Origin of the sequence: Marinobacter daqiaonensis, assembly GCF_900115285.1 — a bacterium.
Classification (GTDB): Bacteria; Pseudomonadota; Gammaproteobacteria; order Pseudomonadales; family Oleiphilaceae; genus Marinobacter; species Marinobacter daqiaonensis.
The window spans coordinates 506,311-527,761 of sequence record NZ_FOYW01000001.1; the positions used below are offsets into that span (position 1 = coordinate 506,311).

General features: G+C 60.8%; 28 protein-coding genes and 1 tRNA gene. 25 read left to right on the forward strand and 4 right to left on the reverse strand.

Going from position 1 to position 21,451, the window contains the following annotated elements; translation table 11 throughout:
* Positions 1-87: 87 nt before the first annotated feature.
* Both xthA and BM346_RS02340 read left to right on the forward strand, forming a co-directional pair.
* The gene (gene xthA / locus BM346_RS02335) at positions 88-900 is read left to right on the forward strand and encodes an exodeoxyribonuclease III (RefSeq protein WP_092013212.1); all 813 of its coding nucleotides are present in this window, start codon (positions 88-90) and stop codon (positions 898-900) included.
* A gap of 25 nt (positions 901-925) precedes the next feature.
* Positions 926-1,552: a TetR/AcrR family transcriptional regulator gene (locus tag BM346_RS02340; RefSeq protein WP_092008687.1), complete on the forward strand. Its 627-nt coding sequence runs from the start codon at positions 926-928 to the stop codon at positions 1,550-1,552.
* 16 nt (positions 1,553-1,568) lie between these two features.
* Here the strand turns inward: BM346_RS02340 and BM346_RS02345 are convergent, their stop codons facing one another.
* On the reverse strand, positions 1,569-2,033 hold the full coding sequence (locus BM346_RS02345; RefSeq protein ID WP_092008688.1) for a phasin family protein: 465 nt from the start codon (positions 2,031-2,033) through the stop codon (positions 1,569-1,571).
* A gap of 431 nt (positions 2,034-2,464) precedes the next feature.
* Here BM346_RS02345 and BM346_RS02350 point away from each other — a divergent pair, with 431 nt between their 5' ends.
* From BM346_RS02350 to BM346_RS02385, 8 genes are all read left to right on the forward strand, one after another.
* Entirely contained in the window at positions 2,465-2,902 is a 438-nt protein-coding gene (locus BM346_RS02350) for a YeeE/YedE family protein (RefSeq protein WP_092008689.1), read from the forward strand.
* A gap of 25 nt (positions 2,903-2,927) precedes the next feature.
* Positions 2,928-3,359 (forward strand): DUF6691 family protein, encoded by a 432-nt coding sequence (locus BM346_RS02355; RefSeq protein ID WP_092008690.1) that lies wholly within the window; start codon positions 2,928-2,930, stop codon positions 3,357-3,359.
* Between the two features lie 87 nt (positions 3,360-3,446).
* Complete coding sequence (locus tag BM346_RS02360) at positions 3,447-3,881, forward strand: protein tyrosine phosphatase family protein (RefSeq protein WP_092008691.1); 435 nt, start codon at positions 3,447-3,449, stop codon at positions 3,879-3,881.
* 79 nt (positions 3,882-3,960) lie between these two features.
* Positions 3,961-5,058 carry a ferrochelatase gene (gene hemH / locus BM346_RS02365; RefSeq protein ID WP_092008692.1) on the forward strand — a complete coding sequence of 366 codons (1,098 nt, stop codon included), beginning with the start codon at positions 3,961-3,963 and terminating at the stop codon, positions 5,056-5,058.
* Positions 5,059-5,095: 37 nt separating this feature from the next.
* Positions 5,096-5,848, forward strand: a complete 753-nt coding sequence (locus BM346_RS02370) for a 5-oxoprolinase subunit PxpA (protein ID WP_092013215.1) — start codon at positions 5,096-5,098, stop codon at positions 5,846-5,848.
* Positions 5,849-5,855: 7 nt separating this feature from the next.
* On the forward strand, positions 5,856-6,557 hold the full coding sequence (gene pxpB / locus BM346_RS02375) for a 5-oxoprolinase subunit PxpB (RefSeq protein ID WP_092008693.1): 702 nt from the start codon (positions 5,856-5,858) through the stop codon (positions 6,555-6,557).
* Complete coding sequence (locus tag BM346_RS02380) at positions 6,554-7,507, forward strand: 5-oxoprolinase subunit C family protein (RefSeq protein WP_092008694.1); 954 nt, start codon at positions 6,554-6,556, stop codon at positions 7,505-7,507. The genes pxpB and BM346_RS02380 overlap by 4 nt, the downstream gene beginning before the upstream one ends.
* Positions 7,508-7,595: 88 nt before the next feature.
* Positions 7,596-7,686, forward strand: a tRNA-Ser gene (locus BM346_RS02385).
* Positions 7,687-7,710: 24 nt separating this feature from the next.
* Here BM346_RS02385 and BM346_RS02390 read toward each other — a convergent pair.
* Entirely contained in the window at positions 7,711-8,286 is a 576-nt protein-coding gene (locus BM346_RS02390) for a hypothetical protein (protein WP_092008695.1), read from the reverse strand.
* A gap of 160 nt (positions 8,287-8,446) precedes the next feature.
* Here BM346_RS02390 and BM346_RS02395 point away from each other — a divergent pair, with 160 nt between their 5' ends.
* The 5 genes from BM346_RS02395 to BM346_RS02415 all read left to right on the forward strand — a co-directional run bounded on the left by BM346_RS02395 (position 8,447) and on the right by BM346_RS02415 (position 13,248).
* Positions 8,447-9,049 carry a GNAT family N-acetyltransferase gene (locus tag BM346_RS02395; protein ID WP_092008696.1) on the forward strand — a complete coding sequence of 201 codons (603 nt, stop codon included), beginning with the start codon at positions 8,447-8,449 and terminating at the stop codon, positions 9,047-9,049.
* Between the two features lie 24 nt (positions 9,050-9,073).
* Complete coding sequence (locus BM346_RS02400; RefSeq protein WP_092008697.1) at positions 9,074-9,796, forward strand: TenA family transcriptional regulator; 723 nt, start codon at positions 9,074-9,076, stop codon at positions 9,794-9,796.
* Positions 9,789-11,099, forward strand: a complete 1,311-nt coding sequence (locus BM346_RS02405) for an MFS transporter (protein ID WP_167812654.1) — start codon at positions 9,789-9,791, stop codon at positions 11,097-11,099. Before BM346_RS02400 ends, BM346_RS02405 begins: the two co-directional genes overlap by 8 nt.
* Before the next feature lie 80 nt (positions 11,100-11,179).
* The gene (locus tag BM346_RS02410) at positions 11,180-12,373 is read left to right on the forward strand and encodes an aminotransferase class I/II-fold pyridoxal phosphate-dependent enzyme (protein ID WP_167812653.1); all 1,194 of its coding nucleotides are present in this window, start codon (positions 11,180-11,182) and stop codon (positions 12,371-12,373) included.
* Positions 12,370-13,248, forward strand: coding sequence for a dienelactone hydrolase family protein (locus tag BM346_RS02415; RefSeq protein WP_092008700.1), 879 nt, complete (start codon positions 12,370-12,372; stop codon positions 13,246-13,248). The genes BM346_RS02410 and BM346_RS02415 overlap by 4 nt, the downstream gene beginning before the upstream one ends.
* Before the next feature lie 7 nt (positions 13,249-13,255).
* Here the strand turns inward: BM346_RS02415 and BM346_RS02420 are convergent, their stop codons facing one another.
* Positions 13,256-14,236: a GlxA family transcriptional regulator gene (locus tag BM346_RS02420; protein WP_092008701.1), complete on the reverse strand. Its 981-nt coding sequence runs from the start codon at positions 14,234-14,236 to the stop codon at positions 13,256-13,258.
* A 196-nt stretch (positions 14,237-14,432) separates the two neighbouring features.
* On the opposite strand from BM346_RS02420, the gene BM346_RS02425 reads away from it, so the two are divergent.
* The 10 genes from BM346_RS02425 (at position 14,433) to BM346_RS02470 (ending at position 20,624) form a co-directional block, all read left to right on the forward strand.
* Entirely contained in the window at positions 14,433-15,464 is a 1,032-nt protein-coding gene (locus BM346_RS02425; protein WP_092008702.1) for a TRAP transporter substrate-binding protein, read from the forward strand.
* Between the two features lie 76 nt (positions 15,465-15,540).
* Positions 15,541-16,131, forward strand: a complete 591-nt coding sequence (locus BM346_RS02430; RefSeq protein WP_092008703.1) for a TRAP transporter small permease — start codon at positions 15,541-15,543, stop codon at positions 16,129-16,131.
* 30 nt (positions 16,132-16,161) lie between these two features.
* Positions 16,162-17,445 carry a TRAP transporter large permease gene (locus tag BM346_RS02435; protein WP_092008704.1) on the forward strand — a complete coding sequence of 428 codons (1,284 nt, stop codon included), beginning with the start codon at positions 16,162-16,164 and terminating at the stop codon, positions 17,443-17,445.
* 58 nt (positions 17,446-17,503) lie between these two features.
* A complete protein-coding gene (locus tag BM346_RS02440; protein WP_092013218.1) occupies positions 17,504-17,944 on the forward strand; it encodes a universal stress protein in 441 nt (146 codons plus the stop codon).
* A gap of 76 nt (positions 17,945-18,020) precedes the next feature.
* Positions 18,021-18,254, forward strand: coding sequence for a hypothetical protein (locus tag BM346_RS02445; RefSeq protein WP_092008705.1), 234 nt, complete (start codon positions 18,021-18,023; stop codon positions 18,252-18,254).
* A gap of 134 nt (positions 18,255-18,388) precedes the next feature.
* The gene (locus BM346_RS02450) at positions 18,389-19,108 is read left to right on the forward strand and encodes a Bax inhibitor-1/YccA family protein (protein ID WP_092008706.1); all 720 of its coding nucleotides are present in this window, start codon (positions 18,389-18,391) and stop codon (positions 19,106-19,108) included.
* A gap of 89 nt (positions 19,109-19,197) precedes the next feature.
* Positions 19,198-19,623, forward strand: a complete 426-nt coding sequence (tusD, locus tag BM346_RS02455) for a sulfurtransferase complex subunit TusD (RefSeq protein ID WP_092008707.1) — start codon at positions 19,198-19,200, stop codon at positions 19,621-19,623.
* 1 nt (position 19,624) lies between these two features.
* A complete protein-coding gene (locus tag BM346_RS02460) occupies positions 19,625-19,975 on the forward strand; it encodes a DsrE family protein (protein WP_092008708.1) in 351 nt (116 codons plus the stop codon).
* Complete coding sequence (locus BM346_RS02465; protein WP_092008709.1) at positions 19,972-20,283, forward strand: DsrH/TusB family sulfur relay protein; 312 nt, start codon at positions 19,972-19,974, stop codon at positions 20,281-20,283. Before BM346_RS02460 ends, BM346_RS02465 begins: the two co-directional genes overlap by 4 nt.
* A 23-nt stretch (positions 20,284-20,306) precedes the next feature.
* Positions 20,307-20,624: a TusE/DsrC/DsvC family sulfur relay protein gene (locus BM346_RS02470; protein ID WP_092008710.1), complete on the forward strand. Its 318-nt coding sequence runs from the start codon at positions 20,307-20,309 to the stop codon at positions 20,622-20,624.
* A 70-nt stretch (positions 20,625-20,694) separates the two neighbouring features.
* On the opposite strand, the gene nfuA is transcribed toward BM346_RS02470, so the two are convergent.
* Complete coding sequence (gene nfuA / locus BM346_RS02475; RefSeq protein WP_092008711.1) at positions 20,695-21,282, reverse strand: Fe-S biogenesis protein NfuA; 588 nt, start codon at positions 21,280-21,282, stop codon at positions 20,695-20,697.
* Between the last annotated feature and the right edge of the window lie 169 nt (positions 21,283-21,451).

Consider the following 21,451-nt stretch of genomic DNA (forward strand, 5'->3'; position numbering starts at 1 on the left):
AACGGCCCGGGAGAACCGGGCCTTGGTGCTTCCGCTGGCTGTGATAGACTTTGCCGGCATCCTCACTGAATGGCAGAGTCCCTTTCCATGAAATTCGTGTCCTTCAACGTCAACAGTATCCGTACCCGTCTCCACCAGCTGGAGGCCGTTGTCGATCAGCTCCAGCCGGATATCATCGGACTCCAGGAAACCAAGGTCAGCGATGACCAGTTTCCGGTGGAAGACGTCGAAGCCATGGGCTACCACGTCAACTTCCATGGTCAGAAAGGCCACTATGGCGTCGCGCTACTGTCCAAAGAGGCGCCGGCTGGAGTCCACAAAGGTTATCCCTGGGATGGTGAGGAGTCCCAGCGGCGCTTGATCCGGGGCCGGTTCCGGGTCAACGACAAGACCCTGACAGTCATCAACGGCTACTTCCCCCAGGGGGAGAGCCGGGATCATCCCCTTAAATTCCCGGCCAAGGAAAAGTTCTACCAGGACCTGATGAAACTGCTGGACGAAACCAGAACCCAGTCGGACTATCTGCTGGTCATGGGCGATATGAACATCGCCCCCACCGACCGTGACCTGGGCATTGGTGACGCCAACGTGAAACGCTGGCTGAGGGAGGGCAAGACCAGTTTTCTGCCGGAAGAACGGGAGTGGATGGCGCGGCTGGAGCAGCGGGGCCTGACGGATGTGTTCCGCCACCTCCATCCCGAGGAGGAGGACACCTTCAGCTGGTTCGACTATCGCAGCCGGGGCTTTGAACGGGATCCCCGTCGCGGCCTGCGGATTGACCTGATCATGGCCGACGAAGCGCTGCTGTCCCGGGCCCGGTCGGCCGGTGTCAGCTACGAAATCCGGGCCATGAAAAAGCCCTCGGACCACTGCCCGGTGTGGGCGGACTTCGACCTGTAAACCCGTTCCGGCCAGGGAGGTGGCAGTGAAGGTTAAAACCCGCGATCGCATACTGTCCGCCAGCCTCGCCCTGTTCAATGAGCTGGGCGAACCCAATGTCACCACCCTGCTGATCTCCGACGAACTGGATATCAGCCCGGGCAATCTCTACTACCACTTCCGCAGCAAGGGTGACATTGTCGGTGAGCTGTTCGGGCATTACCGGGAAGCGATGGATGATCTGCTGGCGATACCGGATGACGTGGAGGTGAGTCTGGACCAGCTGGGCTTCTTCCTGCACCTGCTGTTCGAGACCCTGGAGCGGTACCGCTTCCTTTACCACGATCTGGTGAATATCCTCACCCGCTATCCCGAGTTGAAAACCCCGTTCCGCAGAATTCTCAAACGCAAGGAAGCGGGGTTCCATACGCTCTGCCGCAGTCTGTCACGGCAGAATATGATGAGCCTGGATGACCCGGGTGTGGAGGCCCTGTGCCAGCAGCTGACTCTGACGGTCTGCTATTGGGAAAGTTACGATTCACTTCGGGACCTGGGTAACCGCAACGGTGTCGACCCCGGCCGGGGCGTCTACCAGGTGCTGTACCTGCTGATGCCCCACCTGCCCGGCCCGGTCCGGGATGAGCTGGAACTTATCGCCCGGGATTACCAGTAACCCGCCCCTGATCTCCCTATTCCTCTTCATCCCGACCGGGGTTCCGGACGGGACTTCCCCCAGACGTCTCCCTGAGCTCAGCAAGCTCCCTTTCGACCTCGGCCAGCCTTTGCTGCAACGCCTCCATCTCCTCCCGGTGGGGGATACCCAGCCGACGCAGGGCGCCGGAAACCCGCTCGTCGAAAAGGGTCTCCAGGCGATCCCAGGTGCCGGTGGCCCGGTCACGGACGTCCTCGACCCGATGCTCCACGGCCTTGACCCTGCGTCCCACGATACCGCGGGTTTTGGATTCAATCTCCTCGCCCTCCGACACCAGGCGCTCGAATAAGCGGCCGGCGTCACCTTCCGCCTTGGTGTAGGCGCCCAGACCGGCCAGCCAGATCTGGCGGGCGGACTCGCGGATCCGGCCAGCCATCTGGGAATCTTCTTCACTCTGCTCTGGGGCCGGCTCGACCTGCGGAGGATGCTTCTTGTCGGCCATTGTTCGCCTTCCTGTTCTGTGATGTTCAAACGAGAGTTCTCTGGGCTCCAGTGTATTACATCAACCGATCCGATTCCTAAGGCAGTGCCTGAAACAAGCCAATCCATTGCCGTAAACCATAAGAGAGCCGCTGATATTCAAAAACAGTTTGAAATAACACCCCTGATTCCTTGAAGTGTTTAAATTTTGGTCAATACTGAAAGTGACCGACTTCTCCATGACGTCGGTTTGTCTGGAAGTCTTTCATGGATACTACTCGCACGCCTCTGCCCGGCCACCAGTGCCGGGCCTTTTTTTGCCCGGAAATACGGTGACGAGCATCTCCCGCTCCGCCTCCACCGAGAAAATAATCGTTTGGATATAAGCATAGAATCATTTATTATATACCTCCGTTATGAATCGTCGAGTCCAACTGATTTCAGGAGAGCGTCATGATCCAGATAGCCTGGGAAAGTTTTACCCCCTGGTCCGCCCTGATCGGCGGCCTGGTAATAGGCCTGGCCGCTGCACTGTTTGTCCTTCTCAACGGTCGCATTGCCGGCATCAGCGGTATTCTCGGTGGCCTTTTGACACCGGTGAGAAGCGATATCGGCTGGCGGGTCGCCTTTCTGGCGGGCATGATCCTGGCACCGGCAATCTGGGTGGCCTTTGCGCCGATGCCGGCCATCGAGGTAAACGCGAGCTATCCGGTCATCATTGTTGCCGGTCTGCTGGTGGGTGTCGGGACCCGATACGGTTCCGGTTGTACCAGCGGGCATGGCGTCTGCGGCTTGTCACGGTTTTCCCTGCGCTCGCTGCTGGCGACGCTGACCTTCATGGTGGCGGGTTTCGTCACCGTGTTCCTGATTCGCCATGCCTTCGGCGGCTGAACCCACACAACAGGGCGATACTGCAATGAAATACACGATAACTTCCTTTTTCGCCGGCCTGATATTCGGCTTCGGCCTGCTGATTTCGGGGATGGCGAATCCTGAAAAAGTACTTGGCTTCCTGGATATCGCCGGTGCCTGGGACCCATCCCTGGCGCTGGTTATGGTGGGAGCTATTGCCGTTGGTGTGGTCGCTTTTGCCATAGCGCGCCGTCGTCACCTATCCTTTCTGGGTTTCGATATGCGACTTCCCAAGGCGGACGAGATTACCACGCGGCTGCTGGTAGGCAGCATGCTGTTCGGAGCTGGCTGGGGTCTGGCGGGCTTCTGCCCGGGGCCGGGGCTCGTCGCCCTGGGGGCCGGCGAAACCAAGGCGGTCGTCTTTGTGGCTGCCATGGTTGCGGGCATGGCCCTTTTCCAGCTGCTGGAACGTCGTCACGCTGCTGTCAGCGCGTAACGGACCGGGGCGCCCGGCAGGCTGTGTTAACCCGCGGTTTTCTGTAGAATTTGAAAATCGCAGATCACTCGGACCAAAGGGCTCCCCATGGATATTCGCAAGATCGACGACGACCTCTCTGTTGCTCCCCAGATCCAGCCGGAGGAGGTCGCCGAACTGGCAAGGCTCGGCTTCAGAACCCTTATTGCCAATCGGCCGGACCGGGAAGAACCCGGGCAGCCGCCAATGGCGGATCTGGAAGCTGCCGCCAGGGAACATGGCCTCCACTGGGTCTACCTCCCCGTGGAATCCGGCAACATTACCGATCAGGACATCGACGCCTTCGACCCGGTCTTTGAGGAGGCCGAGAAACCCGTGCTGGCGTTCTGCCGCTCCGGCACCCGCTGCAGTGTGCTCTGGGCCCTGAGCTCGGCCCGGCGTATGCCTCTGGAGCCGATCATCCAGCGCGCCGGCCAGGCCGGTTACGATCTCCGTGGCCTCATTCCCCGCCTTCAGCAGCAGGCGGCCAACCGCAAGGACTGATCCCGAAACCCGTAGCGACCGTACTCCAGGTGCTCAGACCGCATCGCTTCCATTGACCGTTTCGAGGATCAGCAGCCCCATGAATTACAAGGGTGAGGACAGTTTTCGCCACGACCAGCCGGCAAGGCTGGGCATTCTGGTCACCAATCTGGGCACTCCCGATGCGCCCACCAAAAGCGCCCTTGGCCGCTACCTTGGGGAGTTTCTCTGGGACCCCCGGGTTGTGGAGGTGCCACGTCCTCTGTGGTGGCTGATTCTCCACGGCGTCATTCTGCGGATTCGCCCCTCCCGCTCGGCAAAGGCCTACAAGTCTGTGTGGCAGCCCGGCGGCTCGCCCCTGCTGACCCACACGGCGGACCAGTGCGAAGGCATTCGCGCGGCCCTGCAGCAAAAATACGGCGATAACGTGGTGGTGGGCTTCGCCATGCGCTATGGCAACCCTTCGATTCCCAGCGTGATCGATGAGATGAGTCGTCAGGGCATGCGGCAACTGCTCGTGCTGCCTCTTTATCCCCAGTATTCCGCATCCACCAGCGCCTCCACCTTTGACGCCGTCTCGGCCGACTTCCGCCGCCGCCGCTGGCTGCCGGACTTTCGCTTCATCAGCCATTACCATGACTTCCCTCCCTATATCGAAGCCATGGCAAGCCACATCGAAAGGCACTGGGCGGAGCATGGCAGGCACCAGAAACTGGTTCTCTCCTATCACGGCGTGCCCAAGAAATACCTGCTGCGGGGCGACCCCTATCACTGCGAATGTCACAAGACATCACGCCTGCTGGCGGAACGGCTTGGCCTCGGGGCCGATGACTACATGACCACCTTCCAGTCAAGGTTCGGCCGCGAGGAATGGCTCCGGCCCTACACGGACGAAACCCTCAAGGGACTCCCGGACCAGGGCGTGAGTTCAATCGACGTATTCTGCCCGGGGTTTGCCGCTGACTGCCTGGAAACCATAGAGGAGATCAACGAGGAAAACCGGGAGTACTTCCTCGAAGCCGGCGGGTCCGCGTTTCACTATATTCCGGCACTGAACGCCACCAGGGGGCACATTGACGCTCTGGTGGCCCTGATCGAAAAGAACCTGCAAGGCTGGGACCTGCCATCGAATGAGCCTTCCAGACTGACGAGGCGCCAGGAGCGGGCGGAAGAGGTCAGAGAGGACCTTGGATGGTAGACTGGAGCGAGCACGCCAGTACAGCGATCAGCACCGGATACCCGATATGAAACTGAACTGCGACCTCGGCGAGAGTTTCGGCGCCTGGACCATGGGACAGGATGAGCAGGTCATGCCGTATATTGACATGGCCAACATCGCCTGCGGCTTCCACGCCTCGGACCCGTCCATCATGACCCGCACCGTATCCCTGGCGCTCAGTCACGGTGTCCAGATCGGTGCCCACCCCTCCTATCAGGATCTGGCCGGTTTCGGCCGGCGCTCCATTCACCATACCGCTGATGAAATCCGGGGGCTGCTCTGGTATCAGACCGGGGCGCTGGAAGGCATCTGCCGGGCCCAGGGCACAACGGTGGAGTATGTGAAACCCCATGGCGCGCTCAACAACGACATGATGCGCTCCCCTGACATCCTCACGGCGGTAATGGAAGGCGTCGCGGCGTATCGCTCCGGACTGCCGCTGATGATTCCAGCCACACTGGATGCGGAGCATCATCGGGAGCTGGCGAAGCGGGTTGGCCTGCCCCTGATATTTGAAGCCTTTGCCGACCGGGCCTACGACGACCAGGGCCTGCTGGTATCCCGGATTGAGACCGGCGCGGTCCATGACGATCCGCAGGTCATTGTGGAACAGGCCCTGTCCCTTGCCAACCGCGGTGGCATTCGCAGCGTCAGCGGCAAGTGGCTTGCCCTGCCAGCCCAGAGCCTCTGTGTCCACGGAGATAACGGCCACGCCCTCGCGGCGACCCGGGCCATACGATCGGCCCTGAGCGGCCAGGTCAACGGCTAGCCAGACTGTGGATATTCGCCCCCTGTCCGAATGCTCGATCGTGGTGGTGTGGGGGAACGAGATCGACCCGGCGCTCACCCCCGCCATTGCAGGCGCCGTTGCCCGTATCCGCAGCAGTCTGGCTGAACTGGTAACCGATGTGGTTCCGTCCTACACGACAGTTACGGTTTACTACGACCCTGTCCGAATCGACTTCCGTAGATTTATCATAATGCTACGGCCTCTTCTTGAAGAAAACTCTGGAAACCACGAGCCACCGCCGGGTCGTCGCATCGAGCTGCCCGTCTGGTATCATCCGGATGCCGGACCGGACCTGCCTGCCCTCGCCCGCGCCTGCGGGTTGAGCATTGACGACGTTATCGAACGCCATACCACCGCGACCTACCAGGTCTACGCCCTCGGCTTCAGCCCCGGCTTCGGCTTCCTGGGCCAGGTGGACCCAACCATAGCCAGGCCACGCCTGGAAAGCCCCCGGGTACGGGTCCCCGCTGGCAGTGTCGGCATTGCAGGCCGGCAGACGGCAGTGTACCCGTCGGCCTCCCCGGGCGGCTGGCAGCTGATTGGCCGCTGCCCGGTCAGGCTGTTCGATGAGCAGAACCTTGCCCTGTTATCGGTGGGCGACCAGGTCACTTTCCGCCCGGTGGACCGCCAGGCCTTCCTGGAACTCGGTGGTGACGCGCTGGAAGCGGCCGATAGGGGTGCCGGGTGACCGGGCTCTGGGTTGACAACCCCGGTCCCCGCGCCACGGTCCAGGACCTGGGCCGGCATGGGTACCAGCATCACGGGCTGTCACCGGGAGGCGCTGCAGACCTGCATGCCTTCCGCTGGGCCAACCGCCTGCTGGACAACGGCCCCGGGGATGCCTGCCTGGAAATCACCCTGGGCGGTTTCACAGCGACGGCCGAGGCGACCCTGAGGGTTTCATTGACCGGCGCGGACTGCAACGCCCGCGTCAACGGGACGGCCGTCGCCAACTGGCGGACCTTCCTGTTGAAAAAGGGCGACCGCATACAGCTGGGAGTCCCCGCCACGGGACTTCTGACCTACCTGGGGGTGACCGGCGGCTGGCGGACCCGCAGCTTCTGCGGCAGCCGCTCGGTGGTGGCCCGGGAAGGACTGGCCGGGCTTTCGCCCGTCAAAGCCGGCTCGCGGCTACCCGCTGACCTGCCGGAACGGGCCCGGCTCCCTGATCGCCAGTTGCCACACCACCTGCAAAAACACTATGGCATGGCGCCCTGTCTGAAGGTCATGCCGGCCCTGTCACCAGAAGGACTTGATCCAGGCGATCCTGTGCGGTTTATCCACTCGTCCTACCGGATCGGCCGGCAGTCGGACCGGATGGGCTACCGCCTTGAGGGCCCGGCGCTCCAGTCTGACGGTGGGGTGGTCTCCCGCGGCGTGTCCTGCGGCACCATCCAGGTCCCGGGCGATGGAAAGCCGATGATCCTGATGAACGACCGCCAGACCATCGGTGGATATCCCGTGCTCGGAACCGTTCCGGTTCTTGATTGCAGCCGTCTCGCCCAGTGCCGGCCAGGCCAGTCTGTCAGCTTCCAGTGGGCGGATGTCGCCGACTGCCAGGCGGAGCGGCAACTCTTTGAGAGGCTTCTGACCCGGACCACCTGGGATAAACACGGCAACTGCCTGAACCAGTCCTGAAAATCCATGGAATACGGGGCGTTGACACGACTATCGATTCCGGTATCATGCTCGTCGCTGTCGCAATGACGGCATAATTTGGATAAACGGTGGGCTGGCAGAGTGGCTGAATGCAGCGGTCTTGAAAACCGCCGAAGGTTAATAGCCTTCCCGGGGTTCGAATCCCTGGCCCACCGCCATTTTTTTCCAATCTTTCCCAATTTCTATCCCCGTTCGTACTTCAGCACTCTTTTCACTGCACCCAGATAGAGCCTGACGGCGGTCCTGTCGGCCTCCGGTACTTTTGTCACCTTGGCCAGCAGTGCGGCGCTGTGACTCAACATATTCCGCATACTCGCTTTCTGTTCGGCCGAGAAATTCGGGTTATTGGCCAGATCTGCGCTTATGTGGGGGATTTCCGCCTCCAGCGTGGGTGCCGTATCACCCATTTCCAGACTCATGACTGCCAGCATCACCCGGTCGCCAACACTGGACCAGGTATCGACATCGGCGAAACCATGCTCCTCAACGAGCCGCTCCAGGACGTCATGGGCGTCATGGCCCACCAGGAGCGCCACCGTATCCGAGACCAGCACCGACACCGGGGTGTCCTTCTGTTTCATCCCCTGATCCCATGCCTCGTCCAGCGCGTGGAGATAGGTGTCACTGGTCTGTAATGCCTCCATCACCGCCACGAACCGCTTGACCTGCCCTTCGCTGAGGGGCGAGGACCATGCCTGCGCCGCCACCAGGAATCCCGCCAGGAAAAATACCAGTATCCCCGAGTATGCCCTTGTCACTGTGACCGCCTCCCATTCAGTCTACCGATGACCGCCTATCATGATCCCTGGCTCCCGCCGGGACAAGGCTGTCGCTTTCCCGCCGAACCCGTGTCACAAAATGGTCTTTCCCGTCAGGCGCCGCCACAGGACACTGTTCCGCCAGAGACAGGAGCTCACTATGACATGTCACTTCACCTGGATAGATTCCCCATTGCCCGTGGATGCCCTCGGCGGTGCCCTGTGGCGCCTCCTGGGAGCCACGGCAGGGGAAGACGCCATTCTCGGCATTGATGATCAGCACGACAGCAAGGCGCAGGAAGCCCTTCTGCGCCAACTGAAACAGACGCTGGCCGGCGGTGGTCACCTGCTGATCGGCAGCGTTCATGGGCGGCTGGTGGTTGCCTGCGTGCTCAAGCCCCAGTCCTTGCCCACGACCTGCCACCTTGCGGAATTGCAGAAGGGTGTTATCGCACCCGAGTACCGGGGCCAGGGTCTGCTGCCTGCCGCCCTGCGCCAGATCACCGAAAAAGCCCGCCAGCTGGGAGTCAGTCGGCTTTTGCTGGACGTCAGGGCGGGCTCCCTGCCTCACCGGCTCTGGCAGCACTGGGGCTTCAGGACGTTTGGCGTGCTGGAGGACTATGCCCGTCACAACGGTGAGGTATTTGCCGGCCACTTCATGCAGCAGAGCGTCGACGACCTCGCCATCCGGGTTGCCCGTCGCCTGAACAAAAGCCGTTACCCAAAGGACACCGGGGCCACGACGGCCTCATCGGATCAATGACCACAATCTCCAAGGAACCGAGATATGCTGATGGAACGTAATGAATTTCGTGCTGAACTGAACCGTACTCTCCAGCACAACCTGACCCTGAGCCACCCGCTCTTCGCCCTGCTCCTGAATGCCGATAACCCGGACATCCACCTGCTCCGGAAAGTGGCGCTACAGGGCTACCAGCTTACCCGGCACTTCCTGACCTACATAGAGCATCTGTTTTTCTTCTGCCCGTTGCCGAAGCACAAGCGCCACCTGCTGTTCAACATGTTCGAGGAAGAAACCGGCCGGCTCTCCCGCACCAAGAACCACGTCCACCTCATGGAGGACTTCCTGCGTGCCCTGGGCATCAGCGACCAGGAGCGGGACAAGGTGACTGCCCTGCCCGCCACCCAGGAGCTGATCGATTACCGCATGGACGCCTGCACCAACCCGGAGCGCTATCACATCGGCGCGGCGGCGGTACTGGTTGCCAGCGAAGGGCAGAATCTCGAGACCCTGGGTGAAGATGCGAGGCACACGATTCTGGGCCGGGTATTCGGGCTTCAGGAAAAAGATCTGCTGTTCTTTTCCGTTCATCAGAAGGAGGATGTGGCCCACGTCCGGCAGGGTCTGGACCTGGTCGCCGATCTCTGTACCACGGCGGCCATGCAGAAAGAGGCGCTGTTTGCGGTGAACCATACCTGCCGGCTTTTCTATGGCATGTACGAGGGCATCTACCAGACCCTCGGACAGCCGGAACAGGCTCATGTCTGACGCCATCCCATCCGCAAACGCCTCCCGGCAACTATGGGGGGTCGTTGCCGTCGGCTTTGGCGTTATGTTCCTCAGTTCGTCCATCAAGGGCGCCTACCAGGTCTATTTCCGGGACCTGGCAGACCTGTTCGATCTGGGGCGCGGCCAGTTCGCCCTGAGCGGGGCGCTGTTCGGTCTCTGCCTTGGTGTGGTTTCACCGCTGGTGGGCACCATTTGTGATCGCTACGGTCCCTACCGGTCGATGATCTCCGGCGCCCTGGTAGCGGCACTGGCGTTTGTGTTGCTGGGAGTCTTCCAGAACTTCCCGCTGTTCCTGATCGCCTACGGCGTGCTTGCAGCCTACGCCCTGGCGGCCATGACCTTCGTGCCGATGGGGGTCTGGATCGACAGCGTCTTCGCCGAGCGCCACAAGGGGCTGGCCTATGCCGCGGTCAGCAACGGGGTGGCCATCGGCTTTATTGTGCTGTCGCCACTTTGGGTCTGGCTGAACACCTGGCTCCACTGGTCGGCCCTGGCGCTGGCCATCGGCTTCGGCTTCCTGATGGCCGTGGCCGCGCCCCTACACTGGGCGGCCCGTCATCTCCCTGTCGACAGGCCGTCGGATACCAGTGGCCGGCCATCCGGTCGGCCGGTGGCCGGCATCCTGGCGGAGCTTCACCAGCCCCTGTTCATTCTGCTGGCCATCAGTTTCGCCGGATGCGGCTCTTCCATGGCCTTCATCGATCTGCACTTCGTCCCCCTGGTGCAGGAAACGCCGGTCACCGCCCACCAGGACACCTCCACGGTGCTTGCCCTGTCCCTGAGCATTCTGGGTGTTTTCGAGCTCGCCGGCGCGATGGCGGCGGGTTACCTGGCGGGCAAGGTCCAACCCGCCATGCTGCTGGCGCTCCTGTACGGCGTGAGGGCCCTGATCCTGACCTGGCTCGCCGTCTCTCCCAGCAGCGTGACCTTTGTGGTGTTCGCGGCGGTCTTCGGGGCAACCTATATGGGCACGGTGATTCTGACGTCGCTGCTGTGTCTCCGACTCTATGGCCCGGCAATCAAAGGCCGGATGTTCGGCCTGCTTTTCACCGTCCACCAACTCGCGGTCTTTGGCACCGCCTGGGCTGGCGGACTGGCCAGGGACATCACTGGCAGCTACATGCTCACCACCCTCGGCGTTGCGGCTTTCTGTACACTGTCGGTGGTCGCCGCCATTGTCCTGCTTGCCGTCGCGCAGAAGGCAGAAAACGATACCGCTGAACAGGCGCCGGACCCGATCGCCAGTGCGGGTATGCCCGGCGGCCAGGGGCAGGGACACTGATGCCCCCGCAGACACAATACCTGACCGGCCCGGCACAAGTAGGGCCCGTTCATACGGAGCATCGACCACAAGGAGACGTCATGCCATCGCACAATAACCTCACCCAGGCACTTCACTGCACGAGGGCCAACGGCGACGACGCCCACGCCGCTCCCATCTGGATGACTTCCGCCTATGATTTTGATTCCGCTGAGCAGGCCAGCGACCGCTTCAACAATCTATGTCCGGGCAATATCTACAGCAGGTTCACCAACCCCTCCGTGAGCGATTTCGAGCGCCGTCTCGCGATTCTTGAACACGGTGAGGAAGCTGTCGGCACCGCATCCGGCATGGGCGCGTACCTGGCACTGGCGATGGCGTTTCTGGGCCAGGGTGACCACGTTCTCCTGGGCGCCGGCATGTTCGGCTCCACGGCGCACCTGTTCCGACAGTATCTGGGACAGTTCGGTGTCGAGAGCCAGACTCTGCCAGTGGGCCATACCAGCCTGTGGGCGCAGTCCATTCGCCCCAATACCAGGATGCTGATTCTGGAGACGCCGCTGAACCCCACGATGGAGGTGGCGGATATCGCGGCCCTGTCGGTGATTGCCCGGGACAACGGTGTCCTGCTGGTCGTGGACAATACTGTCCTCTCTCCCATATGCCAACAACCGCTACGCTTCGGCGCAGACCTGGTGGTGCAGTCCGCGGGCAAGTTTATCGACGGTCAGGGCCGGTGTGTCGGAGGAGCCCTGGTGGGTGATTCCCAGCGGATCCAGTCGGTGCGGGGCGTGCTGAGAAGCGCGGGCATGTGCATGAGCCCCTTCAATGCCTGGGTCCTTGCCGCCAGCCTGGAGACACTCCATGCCCGCATGCGCCTGCACGAGATCAATGCCCGGCAACTGTGCTGCTGGCTCGAACGCCATCCGATGGTGACGGCCGTGCATTATACCGGCCTCCCCGGGCGGCCCGACGAGACCCTGATTGCCCGCCAGCAAACCGGTCATGGCGCCCTGATCAGCGTCGACATCAAGGGTGGCCAGCCTGCTGCCTGGGCGTTTATCAATGCCCTGCGCCTGGTTGCCCGGTGCACCAATATCGGCGATGCCCGCACCATGGTCACCCATCCCTGGTCCACCACCCACTGTCGATACACCCCCGATGAAAAAACCGCGAGCGGAATCGGTCCGGGGCTGGTCCGCTTCTCGGTAGGCCTTGAACCACCGGAAGACGTCATCGGCGACATCGAGCAGGCCCTGGCCCAGGCGTCCCAAACCCAGAGGAAAACCGCATGATCCGATTGATACATCTTTGGACCCTGTTGCTGGCGCTCTCAACCACAGCGGTTGCCGATGAAACATCCGCAACGCCCTGGCCCTGGAACTACCGGTTCGTCGCCTTCCCGGTACCGGGGCTCGACTCGCCGGTGGCCGGGCGTCTCAGTTTCCCGGCTACGGTGGAGACGGCTGTACCCGCGGTCATCATCGCCCATGGCTCCGGGGGCGTGGATGCCAGGGGCCCGCTGTACGCGAGGCGACTCAATGAGGCAGGCATCGCCACCCTGGAAATCGACATGTGGTCCGCCCGGGGCATGAACGGTGGCCTTGACCGTCCGACCCATGTCCGGGAGACATTCCCGGATGCCCGCGCCGCCCGTGATTACCTGGCCTCCCTGAGCGACATCCGCGGCGAGCGTATCGGCCTGATGGGCTTTTCCTGGGGTGGGGTGATGGCCATGCTCAGCGCTGGCGGGACGGAAGCCGATCCCGGGGGGTTCGACGCGCTGGTTGCCCTTTATCCGGTGTGCTGGGGATACAACCGGGTGCCCGGATACGAGCTTGAGGCCATCGCCGTCGACGACCTGCTGATCATCGCCGGAACCCAGGACGACTACGATGGCCGGGATGACTGCGACAGGCTGGTGTCTTCGCTTCCGGAACAGGATCGGCGCAAGGTTGAGTTACTGGTACTCAACGAGGCCACTCATGCCTTCGACCAGCGCGCACCGGCAACCACCTTCAATGACCCCTATGCTCACCGGGGCAAGGGGGGCGATGTGGCCATACGGTACAATCCCGCCGCGACCAAACATGCGCTGTCCCGGGTGACCACGTTCTTTTCCGAGAACCTTTCCGGGACACCTGGTCAGAAACAGGCAGATGCTCATTAGTGTCCCGCTATGGGGCGTCGGGCCGCCTGCCCTCCTGCTCCCGGGGATGCCCCCTGAGGAGGCTCGGCGCGGTGTCGTATTTCCGCATCCAGGCCTCCCGGAAGGCCCGGGTACTCTGGAAGCCGGACTTTTCCGCTACCAGCTCGATGGAGTCCCGTCCATCGGCCAGCAGCTCTCTCGCCTTTTCCAGTCGCAGAGCGGTCAGGTAACCCTTGATGGAGATGCCCGTGCTGGCCTTGAAAAGACGCTGCAGGTGTCTCGTTGAGACCCGGTGGGCCGCCGCCAGACCGGAGACTGTCAGCGGCTCCCGGAAAGCCCGCACCATGTGGTCCTGCACCTCATGGATCAGCGGACTGACGTGATTGTGGTGCCGGAGATGCTCGGAAATCTGGGGATCCTCCCCCATCCGGCGGTTATGCACCACCAGTTCCCTGGCAGTGTCGATTGCCACCCGGCAGCCCCGAAGGCGGGCGATGAGATATAGGGTCAGGTCGATACCCGCGGTCACCCCCGCTGACGTCAACAGGTTGCCATCTTCCACGAAAATGCGTTCGCGGGTCACCCTCGCTTTTGGAAACGCCTCGTTCAGTGCCTGCAGCAGTCGATGATGGGTGGTACATTGGCGGTCGTCCAGCAGGCCCGCCTCCCCCAGAACGAAAGTCCCTGTACAGATTCCCACCAGGGTTGCACCCAATCTGTCCGCGCGATTCAGCCAGTCAGTCAGCCGGCTGTCCCGGGCCGCAGCCATAACCTGAGGCGTCAGTTTCATACCACAGACGAAAATCAGGCTATCGGCGGTGACGGTCTCCGGCAATGGCTCGACATTTCCGATTGCTGGCCCCTGCCAGCAATTGACTGAGGCCCCGAGGCCCACGAAACGCGGTCGGAAAAAGCCTCCGTGAAGCTCATTACACTCATGGATAGCCTGCACCGGGCCTGCCATGTCAAGCAGATGAACGTCCGGAAGCAGCAGGAAATAAACATCCATGTCGGCTCCTTTTGTTTGAGTAAAGGGGGCGGTTTTCTTGCCTTATTATCAATGTTTTGCCAGTCTAAAAAAGCATTAACGCAAAAAACCGCGGCGAGCTCCGGGGCATTCCTACCCGGGGTCGGGGCCCATTTTTATAATAATAAAGCCGGTCAGAGCCCAGCCGTACCTCTTGAGGACGATGGAGAAGAAAGGCATGAACAAGAGCACAACTTTACGCAAGATCACTGGCGCATCCTGCCTCACCCTGGCTGCAGCCATCGGCGCAACCAGTGTGGCCAACGCCGCCAACTGGCGGTATGCCCACGAGGAGTATGATGGTGATGTGCAGGACGTGTACGCCGAGCACTTCAAGGATTACGTGGAGGAGAACTCCGACCACACCATCCAGATTTTCGAATTCGGTCAGCTGGGTGAATCCGACGACATCATGGAGCAGACCCAGAACGGGATTCTGCAGTTCGTCAACCAGTCTCCCGGCTTCACCGGTTCGCTGATTCCGGAAGCCCAGATTTTCTTCATACCCTATCTGATGCCCACGGACATGGACACGGTCGTCGAGTTCTTCCGGGAGAGTGAAGCCATCAACGAGATGTTCCCCAAGCTCTACGCGGATGCTGGTCTCGAGCTTCTTCAGATGTATCCGGAAGGGGAAATGGTGATCACCCTTGACGAGCCGGTGACTTCTCCGGAAGGGATGAAGAACAAGAAGATCCGGGTCATGACCAACCCCCTGCTGTCGGCCACTTACGAGGCCTTCGGTGCCACGCCCACACCCCTGCCCTGGGGCGAGGTATACGGCGCCCTGCAGACCAATATGATCGATGGCCAGGAGAACCCCATCTTCTGGATCGAGTCAGGTGGTCTCTACGAGGTCTCTCCGAACCTGGTCTTCACCGGTCACGGCTGGTTCACCACCGCCATCATGGCCAACAAGGACTTCTATGACGGCCTCTCCGATGAAGACCAGAAGCTGGTCAGGGACGCGTCCGACTACGCCTTCGAGAAGATCATTGTCCACATCGACGGCCTCGCGGATGAGTCCCTTGAGGAAATCAAGAAAGCCAGCGACAAGGTAACGGTGACCCGCCTGAACGAGGAGCAGATTGAAGCTTTCCGCAAGCGTGCGCCCAAGGTCGAGGAAGCCTTCATTGACATGACTGGCGAAAGCGGCAAGGAGCTGCTTGAGCAGTTCAAGGAAGACCTGAAGGAAGTCCAGAAGGACTGAATCAGGCAACGCCTGGGGCAGAGCAGGCTCTGCCCCAGGCGTACCTCCCCGCGGTTGACCAAATGGAGTTCTCATCATGACCAATTCAGCCACTGAACCGGATGAGGCGGAAGGCTACGCTTCCGGACTGCCCGGCGTGCTGGGTGTTATTGACCTCGCGATTGCGAAGGTAGAGGCGTTCATGCTGGCCGCGGGCGTTCTGCTGATGGCGCTGAACACCTGTATCAACGTCATCGCCCGCTTTGTATTCGGTGAGGGTCTTTTCTTTTCCGGTGAGATCAACCGGATCCTCATCATTCTGATCACCTTCGCCGGCATCGGTTACGCGGCCCGCCACGGCCGTCACATCCGCATGTCCGCGATTTACGACACCCTGCCCCCCAAGGGGCGCAAGGCACTGATGATCTTCATCTCCCTGTTCACCGCCGCGATGATGTTCTTCATCTGCTACTACTCGGTGGAATACATTCTCAATCTCTACGCCCGGGGCCGGGTCCTGCCGGCATTGGGAATTCCGATCTGGACCATTTATGTCTGGGTGCCGGTTGGCACCGCCATCACTGGCATCCAGTATGTGCTGACGGCAATCCGTAACCTGACTGCCCGCGATGTCTATATTTCCACGGCCGTGCTGGACGGGTACACCGACAACGAGTCAGAAGTCTGACCATCGGAAGAACGAAAAAAGGAACAAGAAATGGCTACCACGCTGATAGTGATCATGATCGTGCTGCTTCTGCTTGGCTTTCCGATGATGATCCCGCTTCTCACCGCTGCGGTGGTCGGCTTCTACACCATGTTCGATGGCTTCGGCCAGATGACCACACTGATCCAGCAGATGATGGGGGGCATCCGCCCCGCTTCCCTGATTGCCGTTCCCATGTTCATCCTGGCAGCCGACATCATGACCCGGGGCCAGTCCGCCGACCGGCTGATCAACATGGTCATGGCGTTCATCGGTCATATCAAAGGCGGCCTGGCAATCAGTACCGCCACCTCCTGCACCCTGTTCGGGGCGGTTTCCGGCTCCACCCAGGCCACCGTGGTGGCGGTTGGCTCACCCCTGCGGCCAAAACTGCTCAAGGCCGGCTACTCGGATTCCTTTACCCTGGCTCTGATCATCAATGCCAGTGACATTGCCTTCCTGATACCCCCCAGTATCGGGATGATCATCTACGGGGTCATCTCTGAAACCTCCATTGCAGAGCTGTTCATCGCCGGGATTGGTCCCGGGGTCATGATCCTGATCATGTTCTCCCTGTACAGCCTGATCTACGCCTACGTCAACAAGGTTCCCACCGAGACCCGGTCCACTTGGACGGAGCGCATGCGTTCGGTCCAGCAGGCGCTCTGGCCCCTGTTCTTTCCTGTTATCATCGTCGGCGGTATCTACGGGGGCATTTTCAGCCCCACCGAGGCCGCTGCGGTCTGCGTGCTCTACGCCCTTTTGCTGGAATTCGTGATCTTCCGGTCACTGAAGGTGATGGATATCCACCGGATCGCCAAGTCCACGGGTCTGATCACTGCAGTGGTCTTCATACTGGTTGCCGCGGGTAACGGTTTCTCCTGGATCATTTCCTTTGCCCAGATTCCCCAGGCCATCCTGGAGGCTGTGGGGGTCAATGATGCAGGCCCGGTCGGGGTTCTCGTCGCCATCTGCATCTCGTTCTTCATTGCCTGCATGTTCGTGGATCCCATCGTGGTTATTCTGGTGCTGACGCCCATATTCGCACCGGCGATCCAGGCCACGGGGCTGGATCCCGTGCTGGTGGGTGTTCTGATCACCCTTCAGGTCGCGATCGGCTCAGCCACACCGCCCTTCGGCTGCGACATCTTCACGGCAATCGCGATCTTCAAGCGGCCCTATTGGGAGGTCATCCGGGGAACACCACCCTTCATCTTTATGCTGATCCTTGCGGCTGCCCTTATCATTGCGTTCCCGCAAATCGCCCTGTTCCTCAGGGACATGGCATTCCGTTAACGATAAAGGGGCCCCAGGGCCCCATGAAATGACGCGGTCCGGCGTTGAGGAGGTGAACATGTTCAAGCGAATCCTGGTAGCCGTGGACGGCTCGAAGTCCGCCCTCGACGCACTGAAACAGGCGGTTGAGCTGCAAAAGCTCAGCCAGTCTGAGCTCTACATCATCTGCGTCTATAAGCACCACAGCCTGTTCTCGGCCTCTCTCTCCATCGCGCGACCGGAGGAGCTGCGGATTCCAGACGAGGCCCTGTCGCAATATGCCCGCGATGTGGTTGAGCACGCCAAGGCAATCGCCGTAGAAAACGGCGCCCCCACGGTCAAGGGCTATACAGACAGCGGCCGACCGTCAAAGACCATTGTCGAATTTGCATCCAAACACGATATCGACCTGATAGTTCTGGGTGCTCGTGGCACTCACGGTGCAAAAGATGGCATACTGCTGGGCAGTGTATCGCAGCGGGTCGCAGGCATGGCCAAATGCCCCATACTGTTGGTCTGAGCCTTGATTCCGGTGATATCGACCGCATATTCGAGCCCATAGGGATCACGATCCCCACACCATTCGGAGATGCGTCATGACAACGCCAGAGAGTTCACCCTCCAAGCCACCCGAGCGGGCCTCGGAGCAACCTCAGGATCGCCGGTTTTCCGTGTCGTCGAATCGCGGCAAAGCCCGCCACCAGATTCGTTACGTCGAATCGGGAGGAGCAATCGTGGACACCGAGGACTGCACATTCTGTCAGCCAAATCCCCAGCTGGACTGGGATGAGGGCAGCGACAATTCCTCAGAGGCACCGGACAAACATTAAATCAATTTAATAAAACCTTTCACGAAGGGCTCTGTCGAAGTTTCGTGAAAGTTGCGGATTGAAAGTTTATACCGGTCCATTATTATGGACCCCAGAATCCCAATCACCAGATGTGATCGATAACGGAGAGCAACATGGAAAACAGGCGTTTTAACGTCAACCAGAATCAGGGTGCCTACTCGGTCCCCCGCGCGGAAGCCGGTGGCCAGATCAGCGCCGAGGCCAGAAAGGTACTGCGCAATACCTATATGCTGCTGGCGATGACTCTTGTGTTCAGCGCCGTCATGGCGGGCGTTGCCATGGCCGCTGGCGTTGGTCAGGGTGTCAGCCTTATCGCGATGCTCGGCGCACTGGCACTGGTATGGCTGGTTCTGCCCCGCACCGCCAACAGCTCCGCCGGTATCGTTACGGTGTTTGCCTTCACAGGTCTGCTGGGCTTCTCGCTCGGCCCGATCCTGACCCACTACCTGTCCATGGCTAACGGCGGCACAATCGTCATGCAGGCTCTGGGTGGAACCGCCCTGATTTTCTTCGCCCTGTCCGGCTACGTGCTGACTACCAAGAAGGATTTCTCCTTCATGCGGAGTTTCCTGGTTGCCGGCCTGATGGTTGTGGTCCTGGCCATGGTAGGCGGCCTGGTTGCCAGCCTGTTCGGAGTTGAAATCAGCGCCTTCAGCCTGGCACTGAGCGCGGCGGTGGTGCTGCTGATGTCCGGCTTCATGCTGTATGACACCAGCCGGATCGTCAACGGCGGCGAGACCAACTACATCATGGCCACCACGGCCCTGTACCTGAACGTCTACAACCTGTTTGTGCACCTGCTGCACCTGCTGGGTGCCTTCAGCAACGAGTAAACCCGTCGACTGACAAACCGGTTTTGCCAAAGCCCCGCTTCGCGGGGCTTTTTTATGGCAGAATATCGCTTTTGGTTGTGGAGGACAGTATGGATTCAACGCCCGCTGCCGGTCTTCCCGGCTACTCCCTGGTCATCTCCGGTGGACTCTATTCCAGTCAGGCCCCCGCCACTGCACTCGCCTTTGCCAAGGCCCTGGTGAGTACAGGGCATCGGATCGACCGGGTATTTCTTTATGGCGAAGGGGTTTCCCTTGCCTCGGCACTAAACACCCCGCCCTCCGATGAAACCGACTGGACCCGGGCTTGGCAGGAGCTGCTCACCGATCAAGATATCCCCGCGTTTGCGTGCATTGCCTCGGCCCTACGCAGGGGGCTCCTCAACCAGCAGGAGGCGGACCGCTACCAGCGACCTGCCGCCAATCTTGCGGATGGGTTCGTTATCGCCGGTCTCGGGGAATGGGTACAGGCCCTGGCCGACTCGGACCGCGTTATTCACTTTCCCGGAGGAGCCTGAGATGACCGATTCCGCTGTTCTTGTGGTGATCGACCAGCCGCCCTACGGCGACTGGCAGGGTCGCGAGGCTCTGGACATGGCCTTCTCACTGGCCGCGTTTGACCGCCCGGTTGCGCTGCTGTTCCGGGGCCCCGGGGTGAACTGGCTCAGACCGGGCCAGGATGCGGGCCCTCTGGGCCAGAAAACCGTAAGCAGGAACCTGGGCGCCGCCACCATTTTTGGCGTGGAAGCACTGTACGCGGACACAACCTCGCTGGCGCACTTCGGCCTCCGGGATATGGAACCCCCGGCGGAAACGGTTTCTCCTGACGCCGCCTTCTACCGTTCCTTCAGTCATGTGGTGCAGCTATGAGCAAGCCCGATAGCAAAGTCCCGCCGGTGACCGCTACCCTTCACCTGGTGAACAAGACGCCGGACCATTCCCGCTTCGCCGAGTGCCTGCTCGCCATGGGGCAAGGCGATTACCTGTTGTTGATGGAAAACGCGGTGGTCGCCGTCGCGGACTGCCGCCACCGCCTACCGCCTGATACCGGCTTCCTGGTGGCCGATGCCCGCGCCCGGGGTCTCGGCGATGAGCCATCAGAAAAAGGACCGCAGCCCCTGGAATACGCGGATATGGTTCGCCTCACGGACCGATTCCACCGTATCGTCAGCTGGTAATGGTTGACCCGGAGAGATGATGCATGTCATTGCCTGAACGCAACAATGAAGGTTTCCTCGAGAATGCCAGTGAATGGGACGAAGCTGTGGCAAGGGCCATTGCCGCCGAGTCTGGCATCGATCTGACGGAGAAACACTGGGAAATACTGTTCCTGCTGAGGGAGTTCTATAAGCGGCACGAGGTGTCGCCTCCCTCCAACCGGCTGTTCGTCAAGGCGGTCAAGGATTCCCTGGACGAGGACAAGGGCAACAGCATCTACCTGATGCAGCTTTTCCCGGGAACACCCGCCAAGACAGCCTGCCGGATCGCGGGGCTTCCCCGCCCCACCAACTGCCTGTGACGAGCGCCTGGCCAATAAAAAACCCCGGACCGGTGTTAAGCCGGACCGGGGCTTCCTGTGCCTGTAGCGCTTACTGGTAGTAGGCGTTTTCCTTCACGGAGTGATCTGTCACATCCCTTACCGCCGTAATCTCCGGCACCCGTTCCTTCAGAGTGGACTCGACCCCCTGTTTCAGGGTCAGGCTGACCGCGCTGCAGCCCTGGCAACCGCCTCCGAACCGCAGCACCGCCACGGATTCATCGACGATTTCCACCAGCTGTACATCGCCGCCGTGGGAGGCCAGTCCCGGGTTGATCTCGGAGGCCAGGATGTAGTTGACGCGATCCGGCAGGGGCGCATCATCGTCAATCTTGGGTACCTTGGCATTGGGCGCCTTGATGGTCAGCTGGCCGCCCATCTGATCCTTGGCGTAATCCACGTAGGCTTCCTCGAGGAAGGGAACCGAGTTGTGGTCCAGGTACAGGGTGAACTTCTCCAGATCCACCTGCTCGTCGGTGGGCACCACCTCATTGGGCGGGCAGTAGGCCAGGCAGGTCTCGGCGTGTTTGGTTCCCGGCTGCGTCACGAAAATACGCACGCCCATGCCTTCCACATCCTGCTTGTTGATCAGTTCGGCCAGATAGTCTCTTGCGGAGTCAGTTACGGTTACCAATGCCATTTCTTCAACCTGTCAGCAAATGTGGGTTTATTTTACCGGAGATCGCGGAATCCTGAAAGACCAAGTAAAATAGTCAGACTTTACCAAAGGTAAGGACGCGAAGGCCCTGTTTCAAGGGCTGGATGGCCCGATGGACGCCACCTGCAACAGGACGCACTGGCGCAATTTT

Excerpts from the sequence above, each read along its gene's own strand:
- BM346_RS02430 (WP_092008703.1), top strand. The coding sequence starts at position 15,541 with ATGACCAATTCAGCCACTGAACCGGATGAGGCGGAAGGCTACGCTTCC.
- BM346_RS02360 (WP_092008691.1), top strand. The coding sequence starts at position 3,447 with ATGGATATTCGCAAGATCGACGACGACCTCTCTGTTGCTCCCCAGATC.
- BM346_RS02470 (WP_092008710.1), top strand. The coding sequence starts at position 20,307 with ATGTCATTGCCTGAACGCAACAATGAAGGTTTCCTCGAGAATGCCAGT.
- BM346_RS02400 (WP_092008697.1), top strand. The coding sequence starts at position 9,074 with ATGCTGATGGAACGTAATGAATTTCGTGCTGAACTGAACCGTACTCTC.
- BM346_RS02345 (WP_092008688.1), bottom strand. The coding sequence starts at position 2,033 with ATGGCCGACAAGAAGCATCCTCCGCAGGTCGAGCCGGCCCCAGAGCAG.
- BM346_RS02395 (WP_092008696.1), top strand. The coding sequence starts at position 8,447 with ATGACATGTCACTTCACCTGGATAGATTCCCCATTGCCCGTGGATGCC.
- nfuA (WP_092008711.1), bottom strand. The coding sequence starts at position 21,282 with ATGGCATTGGTAACCGTAACTGACTCCGCAAGAGACTATCTGGCCGAA.
- BM346_RS02350 (WP_092008689.1), top strand. The coding sequence starts at position 2,465 with ATGATCCAGATAGCCTGGGAAAGTTTTACCCCCTGGTCCGCCCTGATC.
- BM346_RS02445 (WP_092008705.1), top strand. The coding sequence starts at position 18,021 with ATGACAACGCCAGAGAGTTCACCCTCCAAGCCACCCGAGCGGGCCTCG.
- BM346_RS02450 (WP_092008706.1), top strand. The coding sequence starts at position 18,389 with ATGGAAAACAGGCGTTTTAACGTCAACCAGAATCAGGGTGCCTACTCG.
- xthA (WP_092013212.1), top strand. The coding sequence starts at position 88 with ATGAAATTCGTGTCCTTCAACGTCAACAGTATCCGTACCCGTCTCCAC.
- BM346_RS02435 (WP_092008704.1), top strand. The coding sequence starts at position 16,162 with ATGGCTACCACGCTGATAGTGATCATGATCGTGCTGCTTCTGCTTGGC.
- hemH (WP_092008692.1), top strand. The coding sequence starts at position 3,961 with ATGAATTACAAGGGTGAGGACAGTTTTCGCCACGACCAGCCGGCAAGG.
- BM346_RS02465 (WP_092008709.1), top strand. The coding sequence starts at position 19,972 with ATGAGCAAGCCCGATAGCAAAGTCCCGCCGGTGACCGCTACCCTTCAC.
- BM346_RS02405 (WP_167812654.1), top strand. The coding sequence starts at position 9,789 with ATGTCTGACGCCATCCCATCCGCAAACGCCTCCCGGCAACTATGGGGG.
- BM346_RS02355 (WP_092008690.1), top strand. The coding sequence starts at position 2,928 with ATGAAATACACGATAACTTCCTTTTTCGCCGGCCTGATATTCGGCTTC.
- BM346_RS02415 (WP_092008700.1), top strand. The coding sequence starts at position 12,370 with ATGATCCGATTGATACATCTTTGGACCCTGTTGCTGGCGCTCTCAACC.
- BM346_RS02420 (WP_092008701.1), bottom strand. The coding sequence starts at position 14,236 with ATGGATGTTTATTTCCTGCTGCTTCCGGACGTTCATCTGCTTGACATG.
- BM346_RS02460 (WP_092008708.1), top strand. The coding sequence starts at position 19,625 with ATGACCGATTCCGCTGTTCTTGTGGTGATCGACCAGCCGCCCTACGGC.
- BM346_RS02440 (WP_092013218.1), top strand. The coding sequence starts at position 17,504 with ATGTTCAAGCGAATCCTGGTAGCCGTGGACGGCTCGAAGTCCGCCCTC.
- BM346_RS02410 (WP_167812653.1), top strand. The coding sequence starts at position 11,180 with ATGCCATCGCACAATAACCTCACCCAGGCACTTCACTGCACGAGGGCC.
- BM346_RS02425 (WP_092008702.1), top strand. The coding sequence starts at position 14,433 with ATGAACAAGAGCACAACTTTACGCAAGATCACTGGCGCATCCTGCCTC.
- tusD (WP_092008707.1), top strand. The coding sequence starts at position 19,198 with ATGGATTCAACGCCCGCTGCCGGTCTTCCCGGCTACTCCCTGGTCATC.